Origin of the sequence: Rhodococcus sp. PvR099, from assembly GCF_017833315.1 — a bacterium.
GTDB lineage: Bacteria > Actinomycetota > Actinomycetes > Mycobacteriales > Mycobacteriaceae > Rhodococcus_G > Rhodococcus_G oryzae.
Genome location: NZ_JAFIBV010000001.1, coordinates 2,689,673 through 2,712,390, shown reverse-complemented (window position 1 = coordinate 2,712,390; position 22,718 = coordinate 2,689,673). Strand labels below are relative to the sequence as shown.

At 69.3% G+C, this 22,718-nt stretch carries 24 protein-coding genes and 1 tRNA gene; 18 read left to right on the top strand and 7 right to left on the bottom strand.

The window, feature by feature from the left end:
- Positions 1–10: 10 nt before the first annotated feature.
- The 6 genes from glp (at position 11) to JOE46_RS12265 (ending at position 5,475) form a co-directional block, all read left to right on the top strand.
- A complete protein-coding gene (glp, locus tag JOE46_RS12290) occupies positions 11–1,270 on the top strand; it encodes a gephyrin-like molybdotransferase Glp (RefSeq protein WP_077042639.1) in 1,260 nt (419 codons plus the stop codon).
- A gap of 3 nt (positions 1,271–1,273) precedes the next feature.
- Complete coding sequence (locus tag JOE46_RS12285; RefSeq protein ID WP_097212239.1) at positions 1,274–1,930, top strand: GNAT family N-acetyltransferase; 657 nt, start codon at positions 1,274–1,276, stop codon at positions 1,928–1,930.
- A 186-nt stretch (positions 1,931–2,116) separates the two neighbouring features.
- Entirely contained in the window at positions 2,117–2,866 is a 750-nt protein-coding gene (gene glpR, locus JOE46_RS12280) for a gephyrin-like molybdotransferase receptor GlpR (protein ID WP_097212240.1), read from the top strand.
- A gap of 10 nt (positions 2,867–2,876) precedes the next feature.
- Positions 2,877–3,578, top strand: a complete 702-nt coding sequence (locus JOE46_RS12275) for a phosphoglycerate mutase family protein (RefSeq protein WP_209927371.1) — start codon at positions 2,877–2,879, stop codon at positions 3,576–3,578.
- 122 nt (positions 3,579–3,700) lie between these two features.
- Positions 3,701–3,776: transfer RNA gene (locus JOE46_RS12270), tRNA-Ala, on the top strand.
- 268 nt (positions 3,777–4,044) lie between these two features.
- Positions 4,045–5,475, top strand: a complete 1,431-nt coding sequence (locus JOE46_RS12265) for an Ig-like domain-containing protein (RefSeq protein WP_209927369.1) — start codon at positions 4,045–4,047, stop codon at positions 5,473–5,475.
- A gap of 109 nt (positions 5,476–5,584) precedes the next feature.
- Here the strand turns inward: JOE46_RS12265 and JOE46_RS12260 are convergent, their stop codons facing one another.
- Positions 5,585–7,000, bottom strand: coding sequence for an aldehyde dehydrogenase family protein (locus JOE46_RS12260; RefSeq protein ID WP_209929091.1), 1,416 nt, complete (start codon positions 6,998–7,000; stop codon positions 5,585–5,587).
- 346 nt (positions 7,001–7,346) lie between these two features.
- Between JOE46_RS12260 and JOE46_RS12255 the strand changes: the two genes are divergently transcribed.
- The 4 genes from JOE46_RS12255 (at position 7,347) to JOE46_RS12240 (ending at position 10,840) form a co-directional block, all read left to right on the top strand.
- On the top strand, positions 7,347–7,490 hold the full coding sequence (locus JOE46_RS12255) for a hypothetical protein (RefSeq protein ID WP_179800579.1): 144 nt from the start codon (positions 7,347–7,349) through the stop codon (positions 7,488–7,490).
- Between the two features lie 308 nt (positions 7,491–7,798).
- On the top strand, positions 7,799–9,181 hold the full coding sequence (locus JOE46_RS26965; protein ID WP_209927368.1) for an Ig-like domain-containing protein: 1,383 nt from the start codon (positions 7,799–7,801) through the stop codon (positions 9,179–9,181).
- Between the two features lie 102 nt (positions 9,182–9,283).
- Positions 9,284–10,117, top strand: a complete 834-nt coding sequence (locus tag JOE46_RS12245) for an SDR family oxidoreductase (RefSeq protein WP_181320861.1) — start codon at positions 9,284–9,286, stop codon at positions 10,115–10,117.
- A 312-nt stretch (positions 10,118–10,429) separates the two neighbouring features.
- On the top strand, positions 10,430–10,840 hold the full coding sequence (locus JOE46_RS12240) for a hypothetical protein (RefSeq protein ID WP_209927366.1): 411 nt from the start codon (positions 10,430–10,432) through the stop codon (positions 10,838–10,840).
- A gap of 76 nt (positions 10,841–10,916) precedes the next feature.
- Here JOE46_RS12240 and JOE46_RS12235 read toward each other — a convergent pair whose 3' ends face one another.
- Both JOE46_RS12235 and JOE46_RS12230 read right to left on the bottom strand, forming a co-directional pair.
- Positions 10,917–11,600, bottom strand: a complete 684-nt coding sequence (locus tag JOE46_RS12235) for an ABC transporter ATP-binding protein (RefSeq protein ID WP_209927364.1) — start codon at positions 11,598–11,600, stop codon at positions 10,917–10,919.
- 51 nt (positions 11,601–11,651) lie between these two features.
- On the bottom strand, positions 11,652–12,719 hold the full coding sequence (locus tag JOE46_RS12230; protein ID WP_209927362.1) for an ABC transporter permease: 1,068 nt from the start codon (positions 12,717–12,719) through the stop codon (positions 11,652–11,654).
- 127 nt (positions 12,720–12,846) lie between these two features.
- On the opposite strand from JOE46_RS12230, the gene JOE46_RS12225 reads away from it, so the two are divergent.
- Positions 12,847–14,061, top strand: coding sequence for a sensor histidine kinase (locus JOE46_RS12225; protein ID WP_245221035.1), 1,215 nt, complete (start codon positions 12,847–12,849; stop codon positions 14,059–14,061).
- Positions 14,058–14,690 carry a response regulator transcription factor gene (locus JOE46_RS12220; protein ID WP_169310525.1) on the top strand — a complete coding sequence of 211 codons (633 nt, stop codon included), beginning with the start codon at positions 14,058–14,060 and terminating at the stop codon, positions 14,688–14,690. The genes JOE46_RS12225 and JOE46_RS12220 overlap by 4 nt, the downstream gene beginning before the upstream one ends.
- Positions 14,691–14,713: 23 nt before the next feature.
- Here JOE46_RS12220 and soxR read toward each other — a convergent pair whose 3' ends face one another.
- A complete protein-coding gene (gene soxR / locus JOE46_RS12215) occupies positions 14,714–15,178 on the bottom strand; it encodes a redox-sensitive transcriptional activator SoxR (RefSeq protein ID WP_027501142.1) in 465 nt (154 codons plus the stop codon).
- 102 nt (positions 15,179–15,280) lie between these two features.
- Between soxR and JOE46_RS12210 the strand changes: the two genes are divergently transcribed.
- Positions 15,281–16,513: an arginine deiminase gene (locus JOE46_RS12210; RefSeq protein WP_209927358.1), complete on the top strand. Its 1,233-nt coding sequence runs from the start codon at positions 15,281–15,283 to the stop codon at positions 16,511–16,513.
- Between the two features lie 174 nt (positions 16,514–16,687).
- Positions 16,688–17,128: a hypothetical protein gene (locus JOE46_RS12205; protein WP_209927357.1), complete on the top strand. Its 441-nt coding sequence runs from the start codon at positions 16,688–16,690 to the stop codon at positions 17,126–17,128.
- A gap of 69 nt (positions 17,129–17,197) precedes the next feature.
- Here the strand turns inward: JOE46_RS12205 and arsC are convergent, their stop codons facing one another.
- The 3 genes from arsC to JOE46_RS12190 all read right to left on the bottom strand — a co-directional run bounded on the left by arsC (position 17,198) and on the right by JOE46_RS12190 (position 19,889).
- A complete protein-coding gene (arsC, locus tag JOE46_RS12200) occupies positions 17,198–17,542 on the bottom strand; it encodes an arsenate reductase (glutaredoxin) (protein WP_097212250.1) in 345 nt (114 codons plus the stop codon).
- 22 nt (positions 17,543–17,564) lie between these two features.
- On the bottom strand, positions 17,565–18,929 hold the full coding sequence (locus JOE46_RS12195; RefSeq protein ID WP_209927355.1) for an MFS transporter: 1,365 nt from the start codon (positions 18,927–18,929) through the stop codon (positions 17,565–17,567).
- Positions 18,930–19,007: 78 nt separating this feature from the next.
- Positions 19,008–19,889, bottom strand: coding sequence for an SGNH/GDSL hydrolase family protein (locus tag JOE46_RS12190; RefSeq protein WP_209929089.1), 882 nt, complete (start codon positions 19,887–19,889; stop codon positions 19,008–19,010).
- 141 nt (positions 19,890–20,030) lie between these two features.
- On the opposite strand from JOE46_RS12190, the gene JOE46_RS12185 reads away from it, so the two are divergent.
- From JOE46_RS12185 to JOE46_RS12170, 4 genes are all read left to right on the top strand, one after another.
- Complete coding sequence (locus JOE46_RS12185) at positions 20,031–21,299, top strand: CdaR family transcriptional regulator (protein ID WP_209927353.1); 1,269 nt, start codon at positions 20,031–20,033, stop codon at positions 21,297–21,299.
- A 59-nt stretch (positions 21,300–21,358) separates the two neighbouring features.
- Positions 21,359–21,787 carry a nuclear transport factor 2 family protein gene (locus tag JOE46_RS12180; RefSeq protein ID WP_097212253.1) on the top strand — a complete coding sequence of 143 codons (429 nt, stop codon included), beginning with the start codon at positions 21,359–21,361 and terminating at the stop codon, positions 21,785–21,787.
- 28 nt (positions 21,788–21,815) lie between these two features.
- Positions 21,816–22,175 carry a GntR family transcriptional regulator gene (locus JOE46_RS12175; RefSeq protein ID WP_097212254.1) on the top strand — a complete coding sequence of 120 codons (360 nt, stop codon included), beginning with the start codon at positions 21,816–21,818 and terminating at the stop codon, positions 22,173–22,175.
- 101 nt (positions 22,176–22,276) lie between these two features.
- Positions 22,277–22,705 carry a DoxX family protein gene (locus JOE46_RS12170; protein WP_097212400.1) on the top strand — a complete coding sequence of 143 codons (429 nt, stop codon included), beginning with the start codon at positions 22,277–22,279 and terminating at the stop codon, positions 22,703–22,705.
- The last annotated feature ends 13 nt before the right edge of the window (positions 22,706–22,718 follow it).

Here is a 22,718-nt window from a genome sequence, read left to right as displayed (position 1 = left end):
CAGTGACTACATGCGCTCGGTTGAGGAGCAGCAGACGAGAGTGACGGCCGCCGCGGTCGCACCCCGGCCGGTCCGGGTGGCGATCTCGGAGGCTCAGGGTCTGCTGTGTGCCGAAGAGGTGGTCACCGAGCGCCCGCTGCCGGGATTCGATCAGGCCGCGATCGACGGTTACGCGGTGCGCAGCGTCGATGTCGCCGGTGCAGGCGGGGAGAACCGGGGCGAGGACGACGAGCCCGTCGAGGTGACCCTGCCCGTGGTCGGCGAGGTCGCCGCGGGTTCGCGCCAACCGATCCGGCTGCAGCCGCGTCAGGCGGTGCGCGTGGACACCGGGGCGCCGCTGCCGACCCTCGCCGATGCGGTCCTGCCGCTCGACCGCACCGATGGCGGCCTGAACCGCGTGAAGGTGCTCTGGCCGGTCCGTTCCGGTGACTACGTCCGGCGCATCGGCGACGATGTGCAGCCCGGCGACGTCGCGGTGCGCGCGGGCACCATCATCGGCGCCGCCCAGGTCGGTCTGCTCGCCGCGGTGGGGCGCGACAAGGTGCTGGTGCATCCCCGACCGCGGCTGTCGGTCATCTCCGTCGGCGGCGAGCTGGTCGACATCGACCGCACCCCCGGTCCCGGCCAGGTCTATGACGTGAACTCGTACGCGCTCGCCGCGGCCGCGCGTGACGCAGGCGCCGACGTGAACCGGGTGGGCATCGCCGGCACCGATCCCCGTCGCCTGCGCGAGGTGGTCGAGGGTCAGCTGATCCGTTCGGAGATCGTCGTCATCGCGGGCGCGGTCGGCGGAGGGGCCTCCGATCAGGTCCGGGAGGCGCTGCGCGACCTCGGCGACCTCGAGGTGGAGCGGGTGGCGATGCACCCGGGATCGGTGCAGGGGTTCGGTCAGCTCGGCCGCGACGAGGTGCCGACGTTCCTGTTGCCGTCCAACCCGGTCAGTGCGCTGGTCGTGTTCGAGGTGATGGTCCGGCCGCTGATCCGGATCGCCCTCGGCCGTAGGCAGCCGATGCGCCGGGTGGTGACCGCGCGCACGGTGGCACCGATCACCTCGATCGAGAACCGCAAGGGCTTCCTGCGTGGGCAGCTGATGCGCGACGAGTCGACGGGGGAGTACCTGGTGCAGGCCCTCGGTGGGGCGCCAGGCGCCTCCTCGCACCTCCTGGCGACGCTGGCGGAGGCGAACTGCCTCGTCCTGGTCGCTCCGGAGGTCACCGAGGTCCGGACCGGCGACGAGGTCGACGTGGCCTTCCTTGCGCAGCGAGGCTGAGGGTTGGGCACATCGCTGCGCAAGTACTCGATTCACCCGGGTTGGCCGGCGCATCTGGGTCCGCTGACGGTGGGCGCCGGACGGGTGACGTTGCGCCCGATCCGGCTGCGTGACGCCGCGGCCTGGAGCCGTATCCGAATTCGCGACCAGGAGCATCTCGAACCGTGGGAGCCGACCGGTGAGGGCCCGTGGGAGGACCGCCATCACATGGGGAACTGGCCCGGGCTGTGTGCCTCGCTGCGCTCGGAGGCGCGCAAGGGCCGGATGGTGCCACTGGTCATCGAACTCGACGGAAAGTTCTGTGGGCAGCTGACGATCGGAAACGTCGTGCGCGGGGCGCTGCGGTCCGCGTGGATCGGCTACTGGGTGACCAGGGAGGTGGGTGGTCAGGGGGTGGCCACCGCCGCGGTGGCGCTCGGGCTCGACCACAGCTTCGGCGCGCTCGGGTTGCACCGGGTCGAGGCCACCGTCCGCCCGGAGAACCTGGCCAGTCAGGCGGTGCTGCGCAACGTCGGGTTCCGCGAGGAGGGACTGTTGCGCCGGTACCTGGACGTGGACGGTGCGTGGCGCGATCACCTGCTGGTGGCGATGACGATCGAGGAGGTCGAGGGCACCGTCAGCGACCGGTTGGTCCGGGCGGGCAAGGCCGCCTGGGGGTGACCGCCTGACCCGGGCGGATCCGCTTGGTGACGGGTAGTGCAAAACACCACTGGAGCGAGTGACTATTGTGACAGTTGGGAAAGTTGAGTCGGCGCGTCTGCGGGGAACTGCGCGCCGTGGCAATTAGCCTGAATGGGCTGATTGAGTCATATGTGCTGGTAGACGACTGGGAGGGAGGTCGCCGGTATGCCGAACTCGATCCTGTGGATCGCCTTGGTCGGGATGTGGCTGTTCGTCCTGCTGCCCATGCAGGTGAAACGTCGCCCCAGAATCCGTCAGACCACCGATGCAGCACTGGCGACCCGTGTGCTCGACCGCGACCAGCTCGCGCGTCAGCAGCACCGCGGACCCGCCTCAGGACACCGCAGCGACCCGAACTGGCGCCGCGAACCCACTCGCCCCAGGTATGCGGAGGACCGCATGGACACCCAGGTAGAAGTCGACGAGTTGGACGACGAGCGGGCTGCGGCTCGTGAGTACGTCCCACAGCGCCGCGGTCGCGGCGGGTTCGACCCCGAGGCCGATGCCCTCGCGCGGGCCGCGCGGTACGGATTCCGGCAGCGTGCCGTCCTCGGTCTGATCCTGCTGACGATCATGTCGGCGGCGCTCGCGCTCATTGTGACGCCGATGCTGTGGTGGGTCGCTGCGGCCGCCTTTGTCGGCCTCGGCGGGTACCTGGCCTACATGCGCAGGCAGGTCCAGTTCGAGCAGGAGATCCGACGTCGCCGCATGGCACGCCTGAGCCGCTCCCGGCTCGGGGTGGAGTCCCGCGAGGACGACGAGCTGCGGTTGATCCCGTCGCGGCTGCGCAGGCCTGGGGCGGTGGTGCTCGAGGTGGACGACGAGGACCCGGTGTTCGAGCACCTCGAGCACTACGACATCCGGTTCGAGGAGGAGGCGGCTCCTCAGGAGATGCGCCGAGTCGTCGGTCAGTAGCCTGACGCGGATGGCGGACGGAGCCGTGCAGGAGAGGATCGTGCTGCTCCGGCACGGCGAGTCCGAGGCGAACATCGATCCGGGGATCTACGAGCGGGTGCCCGACTACCGGATCCCGTTGACCGCGCGCGGCGTGGAGCAGTCCAGGGTCGCGGGGGAGCGACTGCGCGAACAGTTCGACGGGCAGAAGGTCTGTGTGTACGTCTCGCCGTACCTGCGGGCCTACCAGACCCTCGAGGCGCTCGGCATCGACGATCTGATCGAGCGTCGGATCGAGGAACCGCGCCTGCGCGAGCAGGACTGGGCTAACTACCAGGACCCGGACGAGATCGCCCGGCAGACCGGGCTGCGCAACACCTACGGGCACTTCTTCTATCGGTTCAACGAGGGTGAATCGGGCGCCGACGTCTTCGATCGCGTGAGCACCTTCATGGAGACGCTGTACCGGCATCGCGCCAAGCCCGGGTTCCCGCCGAACACTCTCGTGGTGACGCACGGGCTGACCATGCGGCTGTTCTGCATGCGCTGGTTCCACTGGTCGGTCGAATACTTCGAGTCGTTGAACAACCCGGGCAACGCCGAGACCCGGACGCTGGTACGGCAGGCCGACGGCCGGTTCGCACTGGAGCAGCCGTTCGATCAGTGGCGGGCCGTCCCGGAGGGACAGACCATCCTGGACACCACTCGGGCGGGCGTCGCCTGCCCCGAGTGACCCGCGTTCGGCAGGGTCGGAAACGCCGCCGTTGCGAGGTGAATCCCCTCCGGACCGGGCGATTTTTTCTGTGGCGGGCCGGGCTGCTACAGTTGCCGAGCGTTCCTACGGGAGCGTGGTTCGGGGCTGTGGCGCAGTTGGTAGCGCGCTTCGTTCGCATCGAAGAGGTCAGGGGTTCGATTCCCCTCAGCTCCACCAGTCGAAAGGCGCTTCTCCTCCGGGAGGGGCGCCTTTTGCGTTGCCGGCCCACCCCGCGGGGAAGCGCTCGGCCGACAGGCTATCGGACAGCTGTCCATGTCATTCACGAAAGAGACATTCGGCGCATGTTGAATGTGATCTACTTCATCTCGCCTCAGCGGCCCGGGACGTCATCGCCGGTGCGACGGAGGGGCGCTGGTCATTTACAAAATCTGGACGGCCTGGACGTCTTTCTGTGTCCGCGGTCTGCCGCATAGAGGGGAAATGTATGTCTGACAAGAGCATTCGTCGCGTGGTTGGCGGGGCCGGCGTGCTGGCGTTGTCGGCCGGGTTCGCGGCAACGGTGGGCGCGGGTGTCGCGGGCGCGGCGCCTGCGAGCGTGACGTGGGACGACGGCAGCGAGCGGATCACCCGCACGATCAGCGACACCACCCCCGCCGAGGGCGACATCATCACCTCGACCACCCAGTTCGACAGGACCGGCGGCGTCGTCGAGTACATCTACGAGGTCAAGGACGTCCACCCGACCTGCCTGACCTACGTGGACGGTTCGGCGAAGGTGGACGGCTCGCCGCGCGGCCTGGACAGCCAGGGCGCGGACTTCGCGAAGGTGAAGGGCAGCAGCGTCGAGTGGCCGCTGTACCCGCACATCAGCCCCAACCTGCGGACGTTCGAGTTCTCCTACAAGGTCGGCGCGAACTGTGACCGCACCGTCCCGCTGATGACGACGGTGCATTACGGCGGCTCGCTCGGTTCCGGCACCTACCAGGACAAGGGACCCACGGTCTCGGTGCGGATCAACACCTCCACGACCGCTCTGGCCACGCCGCCCAACGTGCAGGTCGGCCAGTCGGTTCCGCTGAAGGCGACCGTGACCGGTGGTGCCGAGGGCAATCCCGTCGAGTTCTTCGACGGAGCGGTGAAGATCGGTCAGGCCGCGCTCAACGGTGCAGGCGAGGCAACGTTCAACTGGACGCCCGCCACCCGGGGCGCGCACGGCCTGTCCGCGAAGTTCCTGGCGACCCCGCGGGCCGAGGGCTCGCAGTCGCCGGTGCAGACCGTGCAGGTCTCGCAGGCAGATGCGGTGTCCTCGACCGTGCTCGCCCCGATCTCGGGCGCTGAGGTCGGTCGGTCCACCGTGCTGAAGGCGACCGTGTCGCCCACGGGCGCAGGCGGCACCGTGGCGTTCAAGGACGGCGCGGCGACGCTGGCTGACGTGCCGGTCGATACCAATGGCGTGGCCACCTACACGTGGGTGCCGTCCACCGCGGGCAGCCACTCGATCGCCGCGACGTTCTCCGGGCGCTCCGGCGTCACGGGGTCGACCGCCAACGCGACGGTGACCGTCGCGGAGGCGCCTGCGGGTAACACCAACTCGACCACGGTGCTCACCCTGGGTGGCGCTCCCAAGGTCGGCGCGGCGCAGACGATCTCGGCGCAGGTCACTCCCGGCGACGCGGGTGGCACGGTCACGTTCAAGGACGGCGACATCGTCATCGGCACCGCGCCGGTGAACGCGGGCGGCCAGGCCGGCCTCTCGTGGACTCCCGCGAACGAGGGTCAGCGCGTCATCACCGCCGAGTATTCCGGTTCGGGCACCGTGAACGCATCCGCCGACCAGGAATCCGTCGTGGTGACGGGCACCGGCGGTGGCACCCCCGGCGGCGCAGGCAGCCTTGGATCGATCTTCGGATCCTGATCGGGTTCCGCCGGGCTGTCCCCGGCGGAGCGAGCTGAACACCGGAAGTGGCCCCCGACGATTCGTCGTCGGGGGCCACACCCGTATGGAGCCCCGTCGGCGTCGACCTTCAAACCCCGAGCATCCTGTGCATCAGCTTGATCGTCCGGTCGGTGTAGGGCGGGTAGAAGAACCGGGGATCGGGTTTGAACGGCTTGAGCAGCACAGCCTTTCGGTGGCTGAGGGTCTCGAACCCCCACCTACCGTGGTATCGCCCCATCCCGCTGGCGCCGACGCCGCCGAACGGGAGCTGGGGCACCACCTCCTGGAGGGTGAGGTGATTGACCACCGCCCCGCCCGAGCTGACTTCGGACAGCACCCGACGGCGAGTCCGCGCCGACCTCGTGAAGACATAAGCGGCCAGGGGTTTCGGCCGCGCGTTGACGAATGCGGTCGCCTCGTCCAACGAGTCGACGGCAAGCACCGGCAGGATCGGGCCGAAGACCTCCTCGCGCATGACCGGATCCTCGGGGCTCGGGTCCACCAGCACGGTGGGCTCGACCGTCAGTGTGGCCCGATTGGTACCGCCGCCGAACGCGACCGTGGCCCCGGTGCTCGCGAGGTACCCGGCCAACCTGTCGAACTGGCGCTCGTTGACGATGCGAACGCCCCGCGTAGTTGCCGCAGACCGGAACTCGGTGAGACTGCGGACTATTCGATCGACCAGCTCGTCCCGGACGGCGCGCTCGACCAGCACGTAGTCGGCCGCGATGCAGGACTGGCCCGAGATGAACACCTTCGTCCAGGCGATCCGGCGGGCGGTGACGGCGAGGTTCGCGTCCCGCATGACGATCGCCGGGTTCCTGCCGCCGAGCTCGAGGGTCACCGGGGTCAGGTGCGGCGCGGCCCCGGCCAGGATCTTCCGGCCGATCTCGGTGCCGCCGGTGAAGAACACATGATCGAAGCCCTGGGCGAGCAGGGTCTGGGTGGTACGCCCGTCGCCCTCGACCACGGCGATGGCCTCGGCGTCGAGGTACTTCGGGAGCAGCCGGGCCAGCAGGCGAGACGTCGCCGGGGTCAGCTCCGACGGCTTGACGACAGCGCAGTTCCCCGCCGACACGGCACCGACCAACGGTCCGAGGGTTACCGTCAGCGGAACGTTCCAGGACCCGATGACGAGCACCACCCCCAGCGGCTCGTACTGCACCCATCCCAGCGCGGGCATCTGGTTCAGCGGCAGCGGCCGCGGCCGGGGGCGCATCCACCGGCGCACCCGTTTGCGTGCGTAGGCGGCCTCGCTCTTGGCGGTGAGGATGTCGGACATCCACGTCTCGAAGGCGTCGCGCCCGAGATCCTCGGCGAGGGCCTGTGCGATCTCGCCCTCACGCTCGTCCAGCAATCGCTCGATGCCGCGCAGTTGCTCGATCCGCCACGCCGCGGGCCTGGTGCGGCCCGAGGCGTAGGTCGCGCGCAGCGCCGCGACCACCTCGGGAATCGGGACCGGCGAATGGGTGACTTCGGGTGCTGCGTGCAGATCGCTCTTCATGGCTGCCTCTTCCTTGCGTGCGAAGAAGGCCGGACTCACCACATCGGTTGCGGGAGCGCGGGCGAAACGGCGGAGGCCGCGGTCGAGGCGGGTGCGGACTGCGCGGGAGCCGGTGGTCTCCACGCTGGTCAAGGGGTGCCCGCACGAGCCGTGGCGCGGTTCGTACGTATGCGACTTCGCGAATGTCCTCGCGACCCTTCCATCGGGGCGCGAGGCCCCCGAATACATGTGATCAACACTCGTCGCGTGCGGCGTGAGCGTCAAGGCTCGCCATCGCGCATCGTGCCGGATTCAGCACTGGCCTCGAGTCGCCGAGCCGGGCACACTTGGTGATATGGATCACAGGATGACCGACAACGAATTGCGCAAGGCGATCAGGACGTTGCGGGATCGCGCGGACGAGGCTCGCCGCCATGGGGATCCGGAGGATGCCGACACCATCGAGAAGACGATCCGGGACTACCAGGACGAGATGTCCACCAGGCTGTGACGCCTGTGACGGGCGGGACGCGCGCGCCGTAGCTGCGCAGATGCGTTCCGTTCGAGCGCCCGTTCGCGGCCGCTCGGCGCCGTGCGCGACCGGGTCGCGATGACTTGCACAACCGTCCACTTTCTTATGCCAAAACGACGTCGGGCGCGGGACCGGCGTGGTCTACTTCTGCTCGATTCTGTGCACGCCGACGGCTCCGCTGCGGGTGAGTCGGATTCCGTGACGACACAACGTGACGACACAACAGGGCAACCCCAACACGTGTGGGAGCCCTCGTCTTTGGGAGGAAATGCATGTCGGGGAGGTCTGTGCGCCGCACCATTGCGATGGGAGGCGCTTTCGCGGTCATCGCGGGGTTCGCGGTGACGCTGGGAGCGGGTGGCGCGAGCGCCGCGCCCGCGACGATCACATGGGCGGACGGGGGTAAGAACTTCACCCGCACGATCAGCAACGTCGCACCGGCCGAGGGTGAGGTGGTCACGGTGTCCACCACGATCGCCGGGACCGACACCGTCAACTGGTTCGAGGATCACCGCAACACCTGCCTTACCTACAAGAAGGACTCGGCGAAGGTCGCCGGCCTCCCCGTGCCGCTGGCGAGCAACGGTGCGGGCCTGCTCCGGGTCGCGGGCAGCTGGGATGCGTCCACCTCGCCGACCTTCGAGTTCCAGTACGTGATCGGGGCCAACTGCGCCAGGGAGGTGGCTCTGAACACCGGCATCAAGTACGGCGCCGTCGCGTCCTCGGGGGAGAACCTCACCCTCGGTCCGGCGTACGTGGTGACCAAGAACGTCAGCACCACCGTGCTCGAGCCGGTCGGTCCGCTGAAGGCGGGCGTCGAGTCGACGCTGAAGTCCAAGGTGCTCGGCGGCCGCGCGGGCGACCTCGTGAAGTTCTTCTCGGGCACGAACGAGATCGGCTCAGGCGCGCTTGATGCCGCGGGGGCTGCCTCGTTCAAGTGGAAGCCTGCCGCCAACCAGGCCGGTCCGCACGATCTGACCGCGAAGTTCCTCGCGACGCCGTTCGCGACCGAGTCGGTGTCGGCCGTGCAGTCGGTCACCGTCGACCCGGGCGATCAGACGACGCAGACGACGCTCATCATGCCCGCCTCGTCCCCGATCAATGTCGACGTGATCATCGAGGCGCAGGTTTCCCCGTTCCCCGGTGCAGGCACGCTCACCTTCAAGAACGGCCTCACCGTGCTGGGGACCGCGCCGGTCGGTGCCGACGGCAAGGCCAGCGTGACCCAGAACTTCACGGTGCCCGGCAACAAGACGATCACCGCGGTGTTCTCCGGTGCCCCCGGGTTCGCCGGCTCCACCTCCGTCGCCCAGACCCTGAACATCACGGATCCGGGTGCGGCTGACGTCGCGACCACGACCACTCTGAATGTCCCGGCGGTCGCGCAGAAGGGTGTGTACGTGTTCCTGCGGGCCAACGTCGCCCCGAGGGCGAACGGCGGCACCGTCCAGTTCTTCAGCGGCGCGGAGCCGCTCGGCAACCCCGCTGGGGTGAAGGACGGGCAGGCCAGCGTGAGCTACCTGTTCACCACCAGCGGCGTGCGTGACGTCCGCGCGGTGTACTCGGGTGCGCCGGGATACCTCGGTTCGGAGGCGTCCACGACGGTCACCGTCCAGGACGAGCCGGTTCCCGGTGACGGTGGCGGCTCGCTCCCGGCCTTCGGTTCCTGATCGCTGACAGCTGACGGCGCCCCGCCCCGGATCTCCCTGGGCGGGGCGCCGTTGTCGTTAGACTCCGCGTGAGCGACCGGGACGACGTGAGGGAAGGCCATCGTGAAGGACCTGCGGGGGAAGAAATGCCTGATCACCGGGGCTGGTAGCGGGATCGGCCGGGCGACGGCCCTTGCCTCCGCGGCGGAGGGGGCCGAGCTGTTCCTCACCGACATCAACGCGGTCGGCCTGGCCGAGACGGTGGCCATGGCAGGAAGCGCGGTGACCGCCTCGAAGGCGCTGGACGTGTCCGACTACGACGCCGTCACCGTGTGGGCGACGGAGATCGACGATGCGCACGGCGCCATGGACGTGGTGATGAACGTCGCGGGAATCTCCGCCTGGGGCACCGTGGAGAACCTCGAACACCGGCACTGGAAGTCGATGGTCGACGTCAACCTGATGGGGCCCATCCACATCATCGAGAACTTCGTGCCGCCGATGGTGCGCGCCGGCCGCGGCGGGCACCTGGTCAACGTCTCCTCCGCTGCAGGCCTGCTCGCGTTGCCGTGGCACGCCGCCTACAGCGCAAGCAAGTTCGGCCTGCGCGGCGTTTCCGAGGTCCTGCGCTTCGATCTCAAGCGGCACGGCATCGGCGTCAGCCTCGTGGTGCCGGGGGGAGTGAAGACCCCGCTGGTCGGAACCGTACAGATCGCCGGGGTGGACCGGGATGATCCGCGGATTCGAAAGCTGGTGCACCGCTTCGAGAAGCGTGCGGTCTCGCCGGAGAGGGTCGCGGAGTGCATCGTCCGCGGCATCAAGAAGAACCGCTATCTGGTCTACACCTCGAACGACATCCGGTTCGGCTACTGGTGGGCGCGCAAGTTCGCCCCGCCGTACGAGTTCGTGATGCAGAAGGCCAACGACCAGTTCAGCAAGCTCCTGCCGCCGGTCTGAATCCGGCGGTCAACTGATCGCGTTCGAAGCATCCGCTCGGTCCTCGGGGTGGGTGGCGGTGAACCTTGGGTGCCTATCTGGACGGCGGGTGGTGCCGGAGGCTGGTTGTAGGAGCCCACCAGCTCCCCGACACCCAGGAGGCACTCCATCACTCGCAACATCACTTCCCGCAACACGCTCGCCGCACTCGCCGTGGCGGGGTTCGCGCTCGCCGGTATCGCCACACTGTCGGCGTGCGGCAGCAGCACCGGCGGTGCGCCCGTACCGGGTCAGGGGCAGAGCGCGCCGCGGCAGGTTGAGCAGGGAAACGTGGTGAACCGCGACGGTGGTCAGGAAGAATCGGGCGGCTCCGTCCCCGATGCCGACGCCGCCGGGAACCCGGGCTCGTACAACACTGATCCCGGCCCCGTCTTCGCTCCGCCGGTCGCGGCTCCCGCCGCTCCTCTCGCGCACCAGCCGGTCGTCGAGCCGCCGGTCGTCGAGCCGCCCCGCGGTCCCAAGGGCCCGTTCGAGGGTCCGGGCAAGGTCGGCGATACGGATGTTCTCGATCCCGGCCAGGCCGAGCCGCCGGTCGGTCCGAAGGGCCCGTTCGAGGGTCCGGGCCACGTCGTCGATTCGGATGTTCTCGAACCGGGCCAGGCCCAGCCGCCGGTCGTTCCGAACCCGCCCAGTGGTCCCGCCGGGCCTGTCATCGGTCCCGCCGGTCCTGTCATCGGCCCCTGAGATCAGACGGATCAGGTCACCGCGCTTCGGCGCAGCAGATGAGCCCCCGCCCACGCGGGGGCTCATTCGCGTGCAGCTATGCAGGCACTGTCGCCGTCGTCAGCATCCCGCTGTGCATCTCGTAGACGCCGTCGACCAGGTCGAGCTGGCTGAGGTCGTGGGTGACCATCACGGTCGCAACGTTGCGTTCGTGGCTGAGGGTGGCCAGCAGCGCGACGATCTCGCGGCTGCGGTCCTCGTCCAGCGCCGAGGTCGGCTCGTCGACGAGCAACACCGACGGATCGTTCATCAGGCTGCGCGCGATCGCGACCCGCTGCCGTTGTCCGCCGGAGAGCTGGTGCGGTCGCCGGTCCAGCTGCTTCTCGAGCCCCAACGTGGACAGCAGGTCCCTGGCCCTGGCGCGCTGGCCGCGAACGCTGCCGCCGCCGAGATGGGTGATCATCAGCAGCTGCTCCGTTGCGGTCAGCGAGGCCATCAGGTTGGCCTGCTGAAAGACGAATCCGAGCTGCTTGCGGCGCACGGTCGTGCGGGCCGTCCGGTCCAGGCCGGTGACGTCGGTGCCGTCGATGGTGACGGTGCCCGAGTCGGGGGTGATCAGCAGGCCCGCGACGGCGAGCAGGCTGGATTTGCCCGAGCCGGACGGCCCGGTGATCGCGGCGAGTTGGCCGCGCTCGACCGTGAGGGACACGTCGTCGAGGGCGCGCAGCCGGGTGTCGCCGTCGGGGTAGGTGAGGACCGTGTTCTTCAGTGTGATGCTCATGGATACTCCTGGAGGCGTGGGGTTTACGTGTGCCTGCGGTGCGGTCGGCGGTTACCTGGCCGCGCCGAGCGCGGTCAGCGGGTCGACCTTGACGATGCGGGTCAGGGCCGCCGCGGCGCCGAGCATGCCCAGCGCGATCAGCGCGAAGAACGGGACGAGTGTGCCGGTCACCGTGAGGGTGAACGGGACCGCACTCGCGGCCACCGAGCCGAGCCCGATCGCGGCGAGGGTGCCGAGGCCCGCGCCGAGGGTGAGAACGATCAGCCCCTGACCGAGTGCGTCGACGAGCAGGTACCGGGTGGAGGCGCCGACGGCCTTGAGGACCGCCAGGTCCTGGCCGCGCTGGATCGTCCAGATGGTGAAGAAGGCACCGACGACCAACGCGCTGATCGCCAGGAGCATGCCCTGCATCAGCAGCAGCGAGCCGCGCTCGGAGGAGTATGCGCCGATGGCGTTGAGGGCGCCCTTCTCGTCGGTGATGGCGGTACCGGTGAGGGATTCGGCGGCCGCCGCGTCGAAGTCGGAGGAGGTGCGCAATGCGATCGTCGTGCCCTCGCTGTCACCCGCGGTCGGCAGCAGGCGCCAGTCGGCGAGGTCGAGCCACACCACCGACTGGTGGCTGTAGTACGAGTCGTCGACGAGCGTTCCGATCGTGAGCGGGTGTCCTGCGATGTCGACGGTGGTGCCGACGGCCCAGCCGTTCTCGTCCGCGAGCTTCCTGTCGACCGCGATCTCGCCGGTGTGCAGCGGGACGGGCGCGGCGAAGGAGTCGCCCGCGACGCCGAAGCCGCTGGCGCTGACATCGCGACCGTCGGCGGTGATCCGGAGGGGTGCGATGCCGAGAATCGAGGCCTCGTCCACGCCGGGCGTGGAGGCGAGCTGTGCCCGCTGGGCCTCGGTGACCTGGGAGTCGGTGAACGCGACCTTCTGACCCTCGGCGGGCTCGCCGAACGCGAACCGATCGGCGCCCACGTTCTGGATCGCCGCGATCGACTGGTTCCCGAGCCCGGCCGTGAGGCCGGAGAGCATCACGACCATCAGCGAGATGAGGAAGAGGACCGCGCTCATCAGAGCGAAGCGGCCCTTGGCGAATCGGAGGTCACGAATACTGAGGAACATGGCTTCCAGCCTCGCGAATGAGGGTTCGGTCCGGCATCGCGCAACGGATGGGTACCCGGATCAATCGAAAGTTGGACTTCCCGGATCGCGGCCGGTCAGAGCCCCGGGTGGTGTTAGCGTGGATGAAATGCTGTTGCCCGAATACCGCCACGCACGCGGCACGACGCCGGTGCTGCGCATCATGCAGGTCGGCGCGCACGGGCTGTTCCTCGTCCTGCTGGCCGTCGGGACCGCCAGGGCGGCCGTCGATGAGCCGAATCCGCTGCCCGCATTCGTGCTCGCCGCGGCGGTGCTGGCCTGGTACCTGCTCGGAGTGTGGTTCGCCCGTCGCGCCGCCGAGACGACGGGCCGCGACTGGTACGGACCGCTGTGGCTGGGCGTCCTGGTGCTCGGCTGGCTCGGGCTGTCCGTGCTCGGTGCCGGCTTCGTGTGGGTGGCGTTCCCGCTGTTCTTCCTGTGCTTCCATCTGCTCTCGACCAGGGTGGCGCTGGCGGCGACGGTCGCGATCACCGCGGTGGTCATCGCCGCCACGCTCTTGCACGGCACCAGCAACACCGTCGCGTCCTTCCTCGGTCCGATCTTCGGTGCGACCGCCGCTGCGGGGATGGCGCTGATCTACCAGCAGTTGCTGCGCGACACCCAGCAACGTCAGCGCCTGTTGGACGAACTGACCCGATCCCACGACGAATTGCTCAGCGCGCAGGACGAATTGAACGCGTTGCAACGCGAGGCGGGCGCGGTGGCGGAGCGCGCACGGCTGGCGAGGGACATCCACGACACCCTGGCGCAGGGCTTCTCGTCCATCGTGCTGTTGGCTCGTGCGGGTCAGCGCGGCGATGACCCCAAGGCGGTCCTCGCGCAGATCGCGGAGACCGCCCAGGACAACCTCGCCGAGGCACGCCGGGTGGTCGGGGCGCTGACGCCGTCGGCGCTCGAGGACGCCTCGCTGGAGTCCGCGTTAGGCCGCCAGTTGACGCAGCTGGGCACGCACACCGGGATCGTCGGCCTGCTGCATGTCGAGGGGGATCCGCTGCCGCTGCCGATGGACTTCGATGTGGCGTTGTTGCGCGTGGCGCAGAGCGCGCTGGCCAACGTCCGGCTGCATTCGCAGGCCGAGAACGTCCGGGTGACGCTGAGCTACGACCAGGACGAGGTGCGTCTCGATGTCGTGGACGACGGGGTGGGGTTCGATCCCGCTTCCGTTGTCGATCCGGCCTCGTTCGGACTGCGCGCGATGCGCGACCGGCTCGAGACGCTGGGCGGCTCGCTGGTCGTCGAGTCGGCGCCGGGCGACGGAACTGCCCTGGCGGCAACGCTTCCCGTCTCAGGGGCACAGTCGTGACCGGCCCGCGGCTGCGGCTGTTGCTGGTCGACGATCATCCGGTGGTCCGGGCTGGGTTGCGGGCCCTGCTGTCCTCGCACGAGGGCCTGGACGTGGTGGCGGAGGCGGCCTCGGGCGAGCAGGCGCTCGAATTGGTCGAGACGACACGGCCGGACGTGGTGCTGATGGACCTGCGACTCGGCGCGGGAATGGACGGCGCGCAGTCCACCGAGGCGATCATGGCCCGACCCGATCCGCCGCGGGTGGTGGTGCTCACCACCTATGACACCGACGCCGACATCCTGCGCGCGGTCGAGGCCGGTGCGGCCGGGTACCTGCTCAAGGACAGCGATCCGCAGGTGCTGCTGGACGCGGTGTGGGCCGCGTCCAGGGGCGAGACGGTACTCAATCCGGATGTGGCGCAACGGCTGTACCGGCGGATCCGTGAGCCCCGGGTCGACCTGAGCGCCCGCGAGACGGAGATCGTCCGGCTGGTGGCGGACGGGCTGTCGAACCGGGCCATCGCCAAGCAACTGTTCGTCACCGAGGCGACCGTGAAGTCGCATCTGGTGCATGTGTTCTCGAAGCTCGGCGTGGACAGCAGGACGGCCGCCGTTGCCGCGGCGCGCGAGCGCGGCCTGCTGCGCTGAGGCCGTGCGCCGAGCCCGGGTGATCAGCGGCGGAGTCGAACGTCCAGTACCCGGGCACCGGGGCCCGCGGTGGCGAGCCGGTCGTGCGGGTTGGCGAGCGCGCAGCTGTTCATGGACAGGCATCCGCAGCCGATGCAGCCGGTGAGGTTGTCCCGGAGTCGGGTCAGCTGCTCGATGCGCCGGTCCAGGTCGGCGTGCCAGCTCGTCGAGAGCCGTTCCCAGTCGGCCCGGGTCGGGGTCCGTCCCTCGGGCAGCGTGTCGAGCGCCTCCCGGATCTCCGCGAGCGGGATGCCTACCTGCTGGGAGATCCGGATGAAGGCCACCCGGCGCAGGGTGTCGCGTGCATAGCGGCGCTGGTTCCCACTTGTCCGGCGGCTCTCTATGAGCCCCTCACGCTCATAGAAATGCAACGCGGACACCGCCACCCCGCTGCGCTCGGACAGCTGCCCCGGGGTGAGTTCCTTGGCCTTCCAGTCCGGCATCTCCACCGGCGCCTCCCCTCGTCGACCTCGACCTTAGTTGAGGGAATCGGGTCAGGCCCCTGATTCGAAGCCCTCGCGGCGCGGCCTGGCGCGCACTACCGTCTAGCCATGGAGCGCAGCGCAGTGGGAAACGAGGGGCCGTCCGTGTTGGGGGCCAACTCCGAGGTGGGCACCCTGCGCACCGTGCTCCTGCACCGCCCCGGTGACGAGCTCAAGCGGCTGACCCCGCGCAACAACGACCAACTGCTGTTCGACGGGTTGCCCTGGGTGGACCGGGCGCAGGAGGAGCACGACGCGTTCGCCGCGCTGCTGCGCTCGCGTGGGGTCGAGGTGCTGCTGTTGCCAGAGGTGCTCACCGAGACCCTGACCGTGAGCGGAGCGGCCCGCATGCAGGGCATCTCGGCGGCAGTCGACCCCCGCCGGCTCGGCCACCCGCTCGCCCAGGAACTCGCCGCGCACCTGCGGTCCGTCGAGCCCGCGGCCCTGGCCACCATCCTGACCGCGGGTATGACGTTCGACGAGCTCCCGCTCGGGCCCGGCGGCGCATCGCTGGTGCGGCGGATGCACCACGGCGGCGACTTCGTGATCGAGCCGCTGCCGAACCTGCTGTTCACCAGGGACTCCTCCTTCTGGATCGGGGACAGGGTCGCGATCACCGCGCTGGCCCTGCCTGCCCGGGTGCGCGAGGCCTCGCTGACCGACCTGATCTACGCGCACCACCCCCGCTTTCTCGGGGTGCGGCGGGCCTATGAGTCGCATACCGCGCCGGTCGAGGGCGGCGACGTATTGCTGCTCGCGCCGGGTGTGGTGGCCGTGGGGGTGGGAGAGCGGACCACCCCGGCCGGGGCGGAGGCGTTGGCGCGCAGCGTTTTCGAGGACGGCCTCGCACACTCGGTGCTGGTGGTCCCGATCGCCCAGTCGCGAGCGTCGATGCACCTCGACACGGTGTGCACGATGGTCGACGTCGACGCCGTGGTGATGTATCCCGCCATTCAGGACAGTCTGTCCGCGTTCACCATTCACCGTGAGGACGTGGGGGTGAGCATTCGAGGCGCCGAACCGTTCCTGAAGGCCGCGGCCGACGCGATGGGCATCGGCAAGCTCCGGGTGATCGACACCGGGCTCGACAACGTCACTGCCGAACGCGAGCAGTGGGACGACGGCAACAACACTCTCGCACTGGAGCCGGGGGTGGTCGTCGCCTACGAGCGGAACGTCGTGACGAACTCGCGGCTGGAGGCATCGGGGATCGAGGTGCTGCGCATATCCGGGTCCGAGCTCGGCTCGGGCCGGGGCGGCCCGCGGTGCATGTCCTGCCCGGTGTCGCGCGATCTGCTCTGAACCGCCAAAGGTCCGATGCGGCAGGCGAAACCGTCGCCGCCGCACCCCTTCTGTGACCCGCGTCACCAATGCGGGATTCGTCGTGTGATCACCCCGATTGTGGCTACCTTCTCGCTTGGACAATTGTCCAACTTGGACTAAGTGTGGAAGGAAGTTATGCGCAAGCTGGTTTCGATGTCGATCGCATCCGTGGCGGTTGCGGGAGGCGTTCTCGCGGGCGCGGGCGTCGCCTTTGCCGGCACCCCGGTAATCACCCACGACGGTGGGTTCCAGGTGGGTACCGCCGGGCTCGCGCCGGGCACCTACGAGTCGACGGGGCCGACAACGCTCGGCGCACCGTGCACCTGGACGCGGCTCTCGCTCACGAACGGGCAGCCGACGGTCATCGAGTACATGCAGACCAACGGCCCGTCGGCGGTCACGCTGCAGGCCACCGACAGCACCTTCGTCACCTACAACTGCGGCGTCTGGACGCCGGAGGAGGTCGCGGTGCCCGAGACCCCGGTCGTCACGGAGCCGGAGCCGGTGGAGACCGAGGAGGAGGACGCGTCGGGCTCGCTCGATCTCGGCTCTATGGATCTGGGATCGGTCGATTTCGGTTCGGTGGGATCGTAGGAATCCAGAAGTGAACGCAGCACGGCCCCGTCGGCGTGAGCCGGCGGGGCCGTGTTCGGATCGGTGTGGCTACAGGATCGTGGCGACCCGCTCGGCCGGCCGGGCGAGCACGGTGCCCTTGGCCGTCACCACGATGGGCCGCTCGATGAGGATCGGGTTCTCCACCATGGCCTCGAGCAGTTCGTCCTCGCTCGCCTCGGCCAGGCCGAGTTCCTTGTAGACCGCTTCCTTCTTGCGGATCGCCTCGCTCGGCTTGAGCCCGGCGTCGTCGAGGAGCTTCCGCAGTCCGTCGCGCGAGGGCGGCGTCTCCAGGTACTTGACGATCGTCGGCTCGATGCCGGCCTCCTCGATCAGCTTCAGAACGGTGCGCGAGGTGCTGCAGCGCTGGTTGTGATAGATAGTCGCGTCGGCCATGACGTCATTGTCCCCGAACCGTTCACCGGCCCTCCAGTGACCGGCGCATCCGGGTGGAGTCGGCGGCGATGGTTCGGGTGGCCAGGTAGATGAACACGGCCGTGAGGACCAACATCAGCGGGATCAGGTACATGGCCGAGTTCAACCCCTGGCCCGAATACTGTGCAAGCGTGCCGGTGCCGGCCGCGTCGAGGGCCCGCTGAGCGAACCAGTCGGAGATGGCGCCGACCACGACCGGGCCCGAGAATCCACCGAGCAGGTACATGGCCGCGAAGAACAGCGCGGTCGCGGTGGCGCGCAGTCGCGGGACCACCACGTCGTGGATCGCGGGGTAGACGCTGATGTAGAAGCCATAGGCGAGCAGCCAGCCGGCGGCGAAGAGCGCGGTGAACGCCACGACGCTCCCGCCGTTCTGCATCAGCGCGAGGGCGGTCAGCGGCGCGGCCACCGCGCAGCTGACGACTCCGATGGTGAGCCGCGCGTTCGGTGAGGTGGTCGCCGCGCGGTCCGCCAGTCGCGCGCCCGCCAGCAGGCCGATCAGCCCGGTCAAGCCGACGATGATCCCGGTGACCGCGGCGGCAGGTGTCAGCTTCAGTTCGTACTGGCGCATCAGCAGCGGAACCACGAACGAGTTCACCGCGTACGCGGCGAAGTTGAACGTCAAGCCCGCGAGGATCAGCCAGCGCAGGGTCGGGATCGACAGCAGTCGGCGGATCGGCCGGGTGATCGCGGCGTCGTCCGTGAGCACGGCGCCCGCCGCGGTGTGCTCCGAGCCGCCGCGTTCGGGGTCGCGCATCCGGAACATGACAAGGGCGAGCAGCACACCGGGCACGGCCGCCACGAAGAACGGCGCCCGCCAGGAACCGAAGGCCTCCGTGATCTTGCCGACGGTGAAGTACGCCAGCATGAGTCCGACCGGGAGTCCGAGCATGAAGACGCCGAGCGCCCGTGAGCGTCGCTCCGCCGGATACATGTCGCCGATCATCGAATTCGCGGCCGGGGTGAAGCTGGCCTCGCCGACGCCGACACCGAGCCGGGCCAGGATGAAGAGCATGTAGTTGCCCGCGGCGCCGGTCGCCGCGGTCAGTCCGCTCCACAGCAGCAGCCCGGCGCCGATGATCTTCGGCCGGTTGCCGCGGTCTGCGAGTCGGCCGAGCGGCAGCCCCGCCACCGCGTACACCAACGTGAACGCCGACATGATGAGGCCGAGTTGCAAGTCGCTGAGCGAGAACTCGGCCTTGATGGGTTCGGCGACCACCGACGGGATCGCACGGTCGAAGAAGTTGACCAGATTCGCCAGGAACAGGGCGATCAGCGCCCCGCTGACGACCTTGGTCGTGGCGGCAGGCAGCGCCGATGGCGCAACCGTTGGTTCGTGCACGGACATGGGGCCTCGCTGGTTCGGTGAGGGTGGGGGACGGAAAGTGCACTGCTGCAGGCGGTGCGGTGGGATGGGGCGTGGCGCTCAGCGCAGCTCGCCGGCGACGTGTGCGCCGATCGCCTGCATGCCGAGCACCGTCGGGTGCAGCGGCACCGCGGGCTCCGACGGGACCAGACCCGCATAGTGGGCCTGGGTGGGGCCCGCGCAGATGTCGTGGCCGGAGGTGGCCTGCCTGATGTCGATGAATCGGATGTCGCGTCGGGCCGCCTCGGCCGCCATCGCCTCGTTCGCGTCCGCCATCACGCTCTGCAGGTAGTCGGCGTCTTGCGGCCAGATCGGCTGCTGCGCAGGGCATCCGCCCGGTCGGAGGTAGGTGCCGTACCCGACCACCGCGATCTCGGCGTGGGGTGCGCGTTCGCGGATCTTGTCGAGCATCGCGCCCCAGGTCGGGGCCCAGTCGCGGATCAGGTCCCGCTGCTGGTTGCGCCCACCCGCGGTGAACTTGTCGCGGCAGGAGGTGCCGGTCGGTTGCGGCAGCGGGTTGGTGCAGCTGAGGGCAGTGCTGAAGAGGTTGAAGTCGTTCGCTCCGATGGTGACCGTGACGAGGTCGGTGTCGGGACCGAGCGCATCGAGCTGCGGGGGCACGGCACCGGCGAACGTGCCCTGCCGCGTGTCGGTGATGTGTGCCGTCCTGGCGGACGAGCAGGTGACGTCGGTGAGGGTGGCGCCGAGGGCCGCGGCGACCACCGCGGGGTAGTTGTCCCGTGACCGCAGGCATCCGGGTGCGCTCATGTCCTGGTCGGGGAGCAGCGGCCCGGCGGCGGCGGAGTCGCCGAGCGCGACGTAGTCGATCGCGCCGGGTTGCGGCGGCGCAGCGCCGGCGTCGCCCGCGCCCGCGGCCGCGGCCGCCAGCAGACACAGTGTGGCGGCGGCCGTGGCTCCCGACCGGGTGGCGCGACGGATCATGTTGGTCACCGAGACTCCTTCTCTCATAGCCCGCCCCCGTGTGATGCGCCCTTTGTGCATCTGAGAGTGGCGTGGATTACATAGTGATCGGAAAACTGCTGGTCGCGGTTGTAGATTGCGATCAACTATTCGGAGGTTTTTGTGTCTGGAATCAAAAGTGACCCGGACGGGCCCATCACGATCGGCGGTCGGTCGCTGGCGGACCAGCTGGCCCAGCGGACGCACGCGCTGGTCGCGGAGACGGTGCACGCGGTGCGGACCGATGTGCCCTTCTACCGGTCGCTACCCGAGGAAGCCATCCGCATCGACGTCACCGCCATCGTGCGCCGGAACCTGGAACTGTTCATCGCGATGCTGAGGACCGCGGGTGAGCCGACCCCGGGGGAGGTTGCGGAGCTGCGTGATTCCGCCGGCCGCCGTGCGGAGGAACTGGTACCGCTCGCCGAGGTGCTGCACGCGTACCACCTCGGGATCCAGCACTGGTGGGCGGCGATCGCGGAGCTGGCCACCGACGGGGACGGTCCGGCCCTGGCGCGGGCCGGGCGGCAGCTGCACACCTACCTGCTGGCCGCGACGTCCGCGGTGGTGGCCGGATACGGGTCGGACCATGCGACCGCGGGGGAGGACGACGCCGCCAGGCGCGCCCTGCTGATGGCGTTGTCCGCGGGAACCGACCCGGCCGGGACCGCGGATCGGGTCGGTCTGACGCTCGCCCGGCTCTACTGGATCGTCGCGATCCACGTCGATCCGCACCCCGACGAATCCGCGGCGGAGGTGGACACCGCGGTGGCCGAGCGCCGCAAGGTGCGGCGGCTGCAGCGCGAACTCGACAACGTCGGCAGGGACAAGGCGCTGTGCGCGGTGACCAGCAGCGGCGGGACGGCGCTGATCCCCATCGTCGATTCCGATCCCGCCGAGGACAACTGGGAGGACAGCACCCAGTTCGCGCAGCTGCGGCGCAATCTGCTCGATCTCGAACGGGCGATCGGCGCCGCGGTCGTCATCGCGGTCTCCGCCGCGGTGCCGTCCCGGGTACCCGGCGCGTTGCAGGAGGCTCGCGAGGTACTCGAGGTGGCGCGGTGTCACGGGCACCGCGGCGGGCTCTTCCGGCTGCGGGATGTCCCGGTCGAGTATCAGCTGACCAGGGCGAGCGCAGCGCACGCGGTGCTGGCGAATCTGTTGTCCCCGTTGGATGCCCACGAGCCGATCCTGCGCACCCTCGAAGCCTTCGTTGACGCCGGCTACGACCGGGCGGCCGCGGCCGTGGCCCTACACGTCCATCCGAACACGGTGCTCTACCGGCTTCGCAAGCTCTCGACGTTGACCGGGCTGGACGTGTCGTCGCCGCGGGATCTGGTCCGCGTCACCGCGGCGCTCGCGGCGAGGCGCACGGGCGCCGGGCGGACCTGAACGGCAGTCGTTGGCGCATTCGGCGGCGCGACGGGCCGCCGGTGCGTTTGTATGTCGGCATGGACCTGCAGACGATCTCCGACCGCATCGAGATACAGGATCTGTTCACCCGCTATGCGCACGCCGTGGACAGCAAGGACTGGGATCTCTATCGCACCGTGTTCACCCCGGACGCGCACATCGACTACTCCACCGCGGGAGGGCCGGTCGGTGACCTGGAGTTCGTCGTCGCGCAGCTCGCGACGATGCTCGACCTGTTCGCGCAGACGCAGCACTTCGTCTCGAACATCGACGTGGAACTCGACGGTGACCGGGCCCGGGTCCGGGCCATGTTCTTCAATCCGATGATCGTCAAGAAGGACAGGCAGTTCTTCTGCGGCGGCTGGTACAACCACGAGCTCGTTCGCACGCCCGAGGGCTGGCGCAGTCGCAGCCTTGTCGAGGAGTCGGCGTGGTTCGACGGTGTGGCGGAGGCGTTCGCGGACTGACCGCGGCGTCGCGGGGTTAGCGTTGATCATGCGCATCGACATCGACCCACACTCGTCCACGGCGCCGTATGAGCAGCTGCGGCTGCAGATCCTCGATCGCGTCCGGCGCGGCGAGCTGATCGCGGGCACCAAGCTGCCGACCGTGCGGGCCCTCGCCGAGGAGCTGGGGCTGGCCGCGAACACCGTGGCCCGCGCGTATCGAGAGCTCGAACAGCTCGGGGCGATCGAGACGAGGGGGCGGCTGGGGTCCTTCGTGGCCGCGGTCGGAGACGCCTCGATGGCCGCCGCGCAGCGCGCCGCCACCGACTACGTCGCCACCGTCCGCGGACTCGGCCTCGGCGACGAGACCGCCGAGCGTTTGTTCAAGGCGGCGCTGCGGGGGGCCTGAACGGGTCCCGCGACCGGCGTAATGGTTGACGCTTCAACCATGGTGTGTCAGAGTTGGTGCCGTTCCCGTCCGTCGCGCCGCACACCGAAAAGGACTCCATCATGAAATCCGCCGCATTCCGTGACCTCGCCATCCTCATCGCCCGGGTCGGCATCGGCGTCATCTTCGTCGCCCACGGCTGGCAGAAGTTCTTCACCATGGGGATCGACAAGACGCAGATCGCGTTCGAGGGCATGGGCGCGCCCATGCCGGACCTCTCCGCGATCGTGGCCGCGACCATCGAACTGGTGGGTGGCTTCGCCCTCATCGCGGGGGTCGCCACGCCGATCGCCGGGATCCTGTTGTTCCTCAACATGGTCGGGGCGTTCGCCATCGTGCACTACGACAAGGGCATCTTCGTCGGCGAAGGCGGATACGAGCTGGTACTGGCGCTCGGCGTGGGATCGCTGCTGCTCGCCGCGACCGGCGCCGGACGGTTCAGCGTCGACGGGATTCTCGGCCGTAAATCGTCGGCACGGTCGAGGGCGTAGCGGGACGGAGCCG

Bases quoted from the DNA above. Each gene is read 5' to 3' on its own strand.
- glp (WP_077042639.1), top strand. From the start codon at position 11: ATGCGCTCGGTTGAGGAGCAGCAGACGAGAGTGACGGCCGCCGCGGTC.
- glpR (WP_097212240.1), top strand. From the start codon at position 2,117: ATGCCGAACTCGATCCTGTGGATCGCCTTGGTCGGGATGTGGCTGTTC.
- JOE46_RS12275 (WP_209927371.1), top strand. From the start codon at position 2,877: ATGGCGGACGGAGCCGTGCAGGAGAGGATCGTGCTGCTCCGGCACGGC.
- JOE46_RS12265 (WP_209927369.1), top strand. From the start codon at position 4,045: ATGTCTGACAAGAGCATTCGTCGCGTGGTTGGCGGGGCCGGCGTGCTG.
- JOE46_RS12260 (WP_209929091.1), bottom strand. From the start codon at position 7,000: ATGAAGAGCGATCTGCACGCAGCACCCGAAGTCACCCATTCGCCGGTC.
- JOE46_RS12255 (WP_179800579.1), top strand. From the start codon at position 7,347: ATGACCGACAACGAATTGCGCAAGGCGATCAGGACGTTGCGGGATCGC.
- JOE46_RS12235 (WP_209927364.1), bottom strand. From the start codon at position 11,600: ATGAGCATCACACTGAAGAACACGGTCCTCACCTACCCCGACGGCGAC.
- JOE46_RS12230 (WP_209927362.1), bottom strand. From the start codon at position 12,719: ATGTTCCTCAGTATTCGTGACCTCCGATTCGCCAAGGGCCGCTTCGCT.
- JOE46_RS12225 (WP_245221035.1), top strand. From the start codon at position 12,847: ATGCTGTTGCCCGAATACCGCCACGCACGCGGCACGACGCCGGTGCTG.
- JOE46_RS12210 (WP_209927358.1), top strand. From the start codon at position 15,281: ATGGAGCGCAGCGCAGTGGGAAACGAGGGGCCGTCCGTGTTGGGGGCC.
- JOE46_RS12205 (WP_209927357.1), top strand. From the start codon at position 16,688: ATGTCGATCGCATCCGTGGCGGTTGCGGGAGGCGTTCTCGCGGGCGCG.
- arsC (WP_097212250.1), bottom strand. From the start codon at position 17,542: ATGGCCGACGCGACTATCTATCACAACCAGCGCTGCAGCACCTCGCGC.
- JOE46_RS12195 (WP_209927355.1), bottom strand. From the start codon at position 18,929: ATGTCCGTGCACGAACCAACGGTTGCGCCATCGGCGCTGCCTGCCGCC.
- JOE46_RS12190 (WP_209929089.1), bottom strand. From the start codon at position 19,889: ATGATCCGTCGCGCCACCCGGTCGGGAGCCACGGCCGCCGCCACACTG.
- JOE46_RS12180 (WP_097212253.1), top strand. From the start codon at position 21,359: ATGGACCTGCAGACGATCTCCGACCGCATCGAGATACAGGATCTGTTC.
- JOE46_RS12175 (WP_097212254.1), top strand. From the start codon at position 21,816: ATGCGCATCGACATCGACCCACACTCGTCCACGGCGCCGTATGAGCAG.
- JOE46_RS12170 (WP_097212400.1), top strand. From the start codon at position 22,277: ATGAAATCCGCCGCATTCCGTGACCTCGCCATCCTCATCGCCCGGGTC.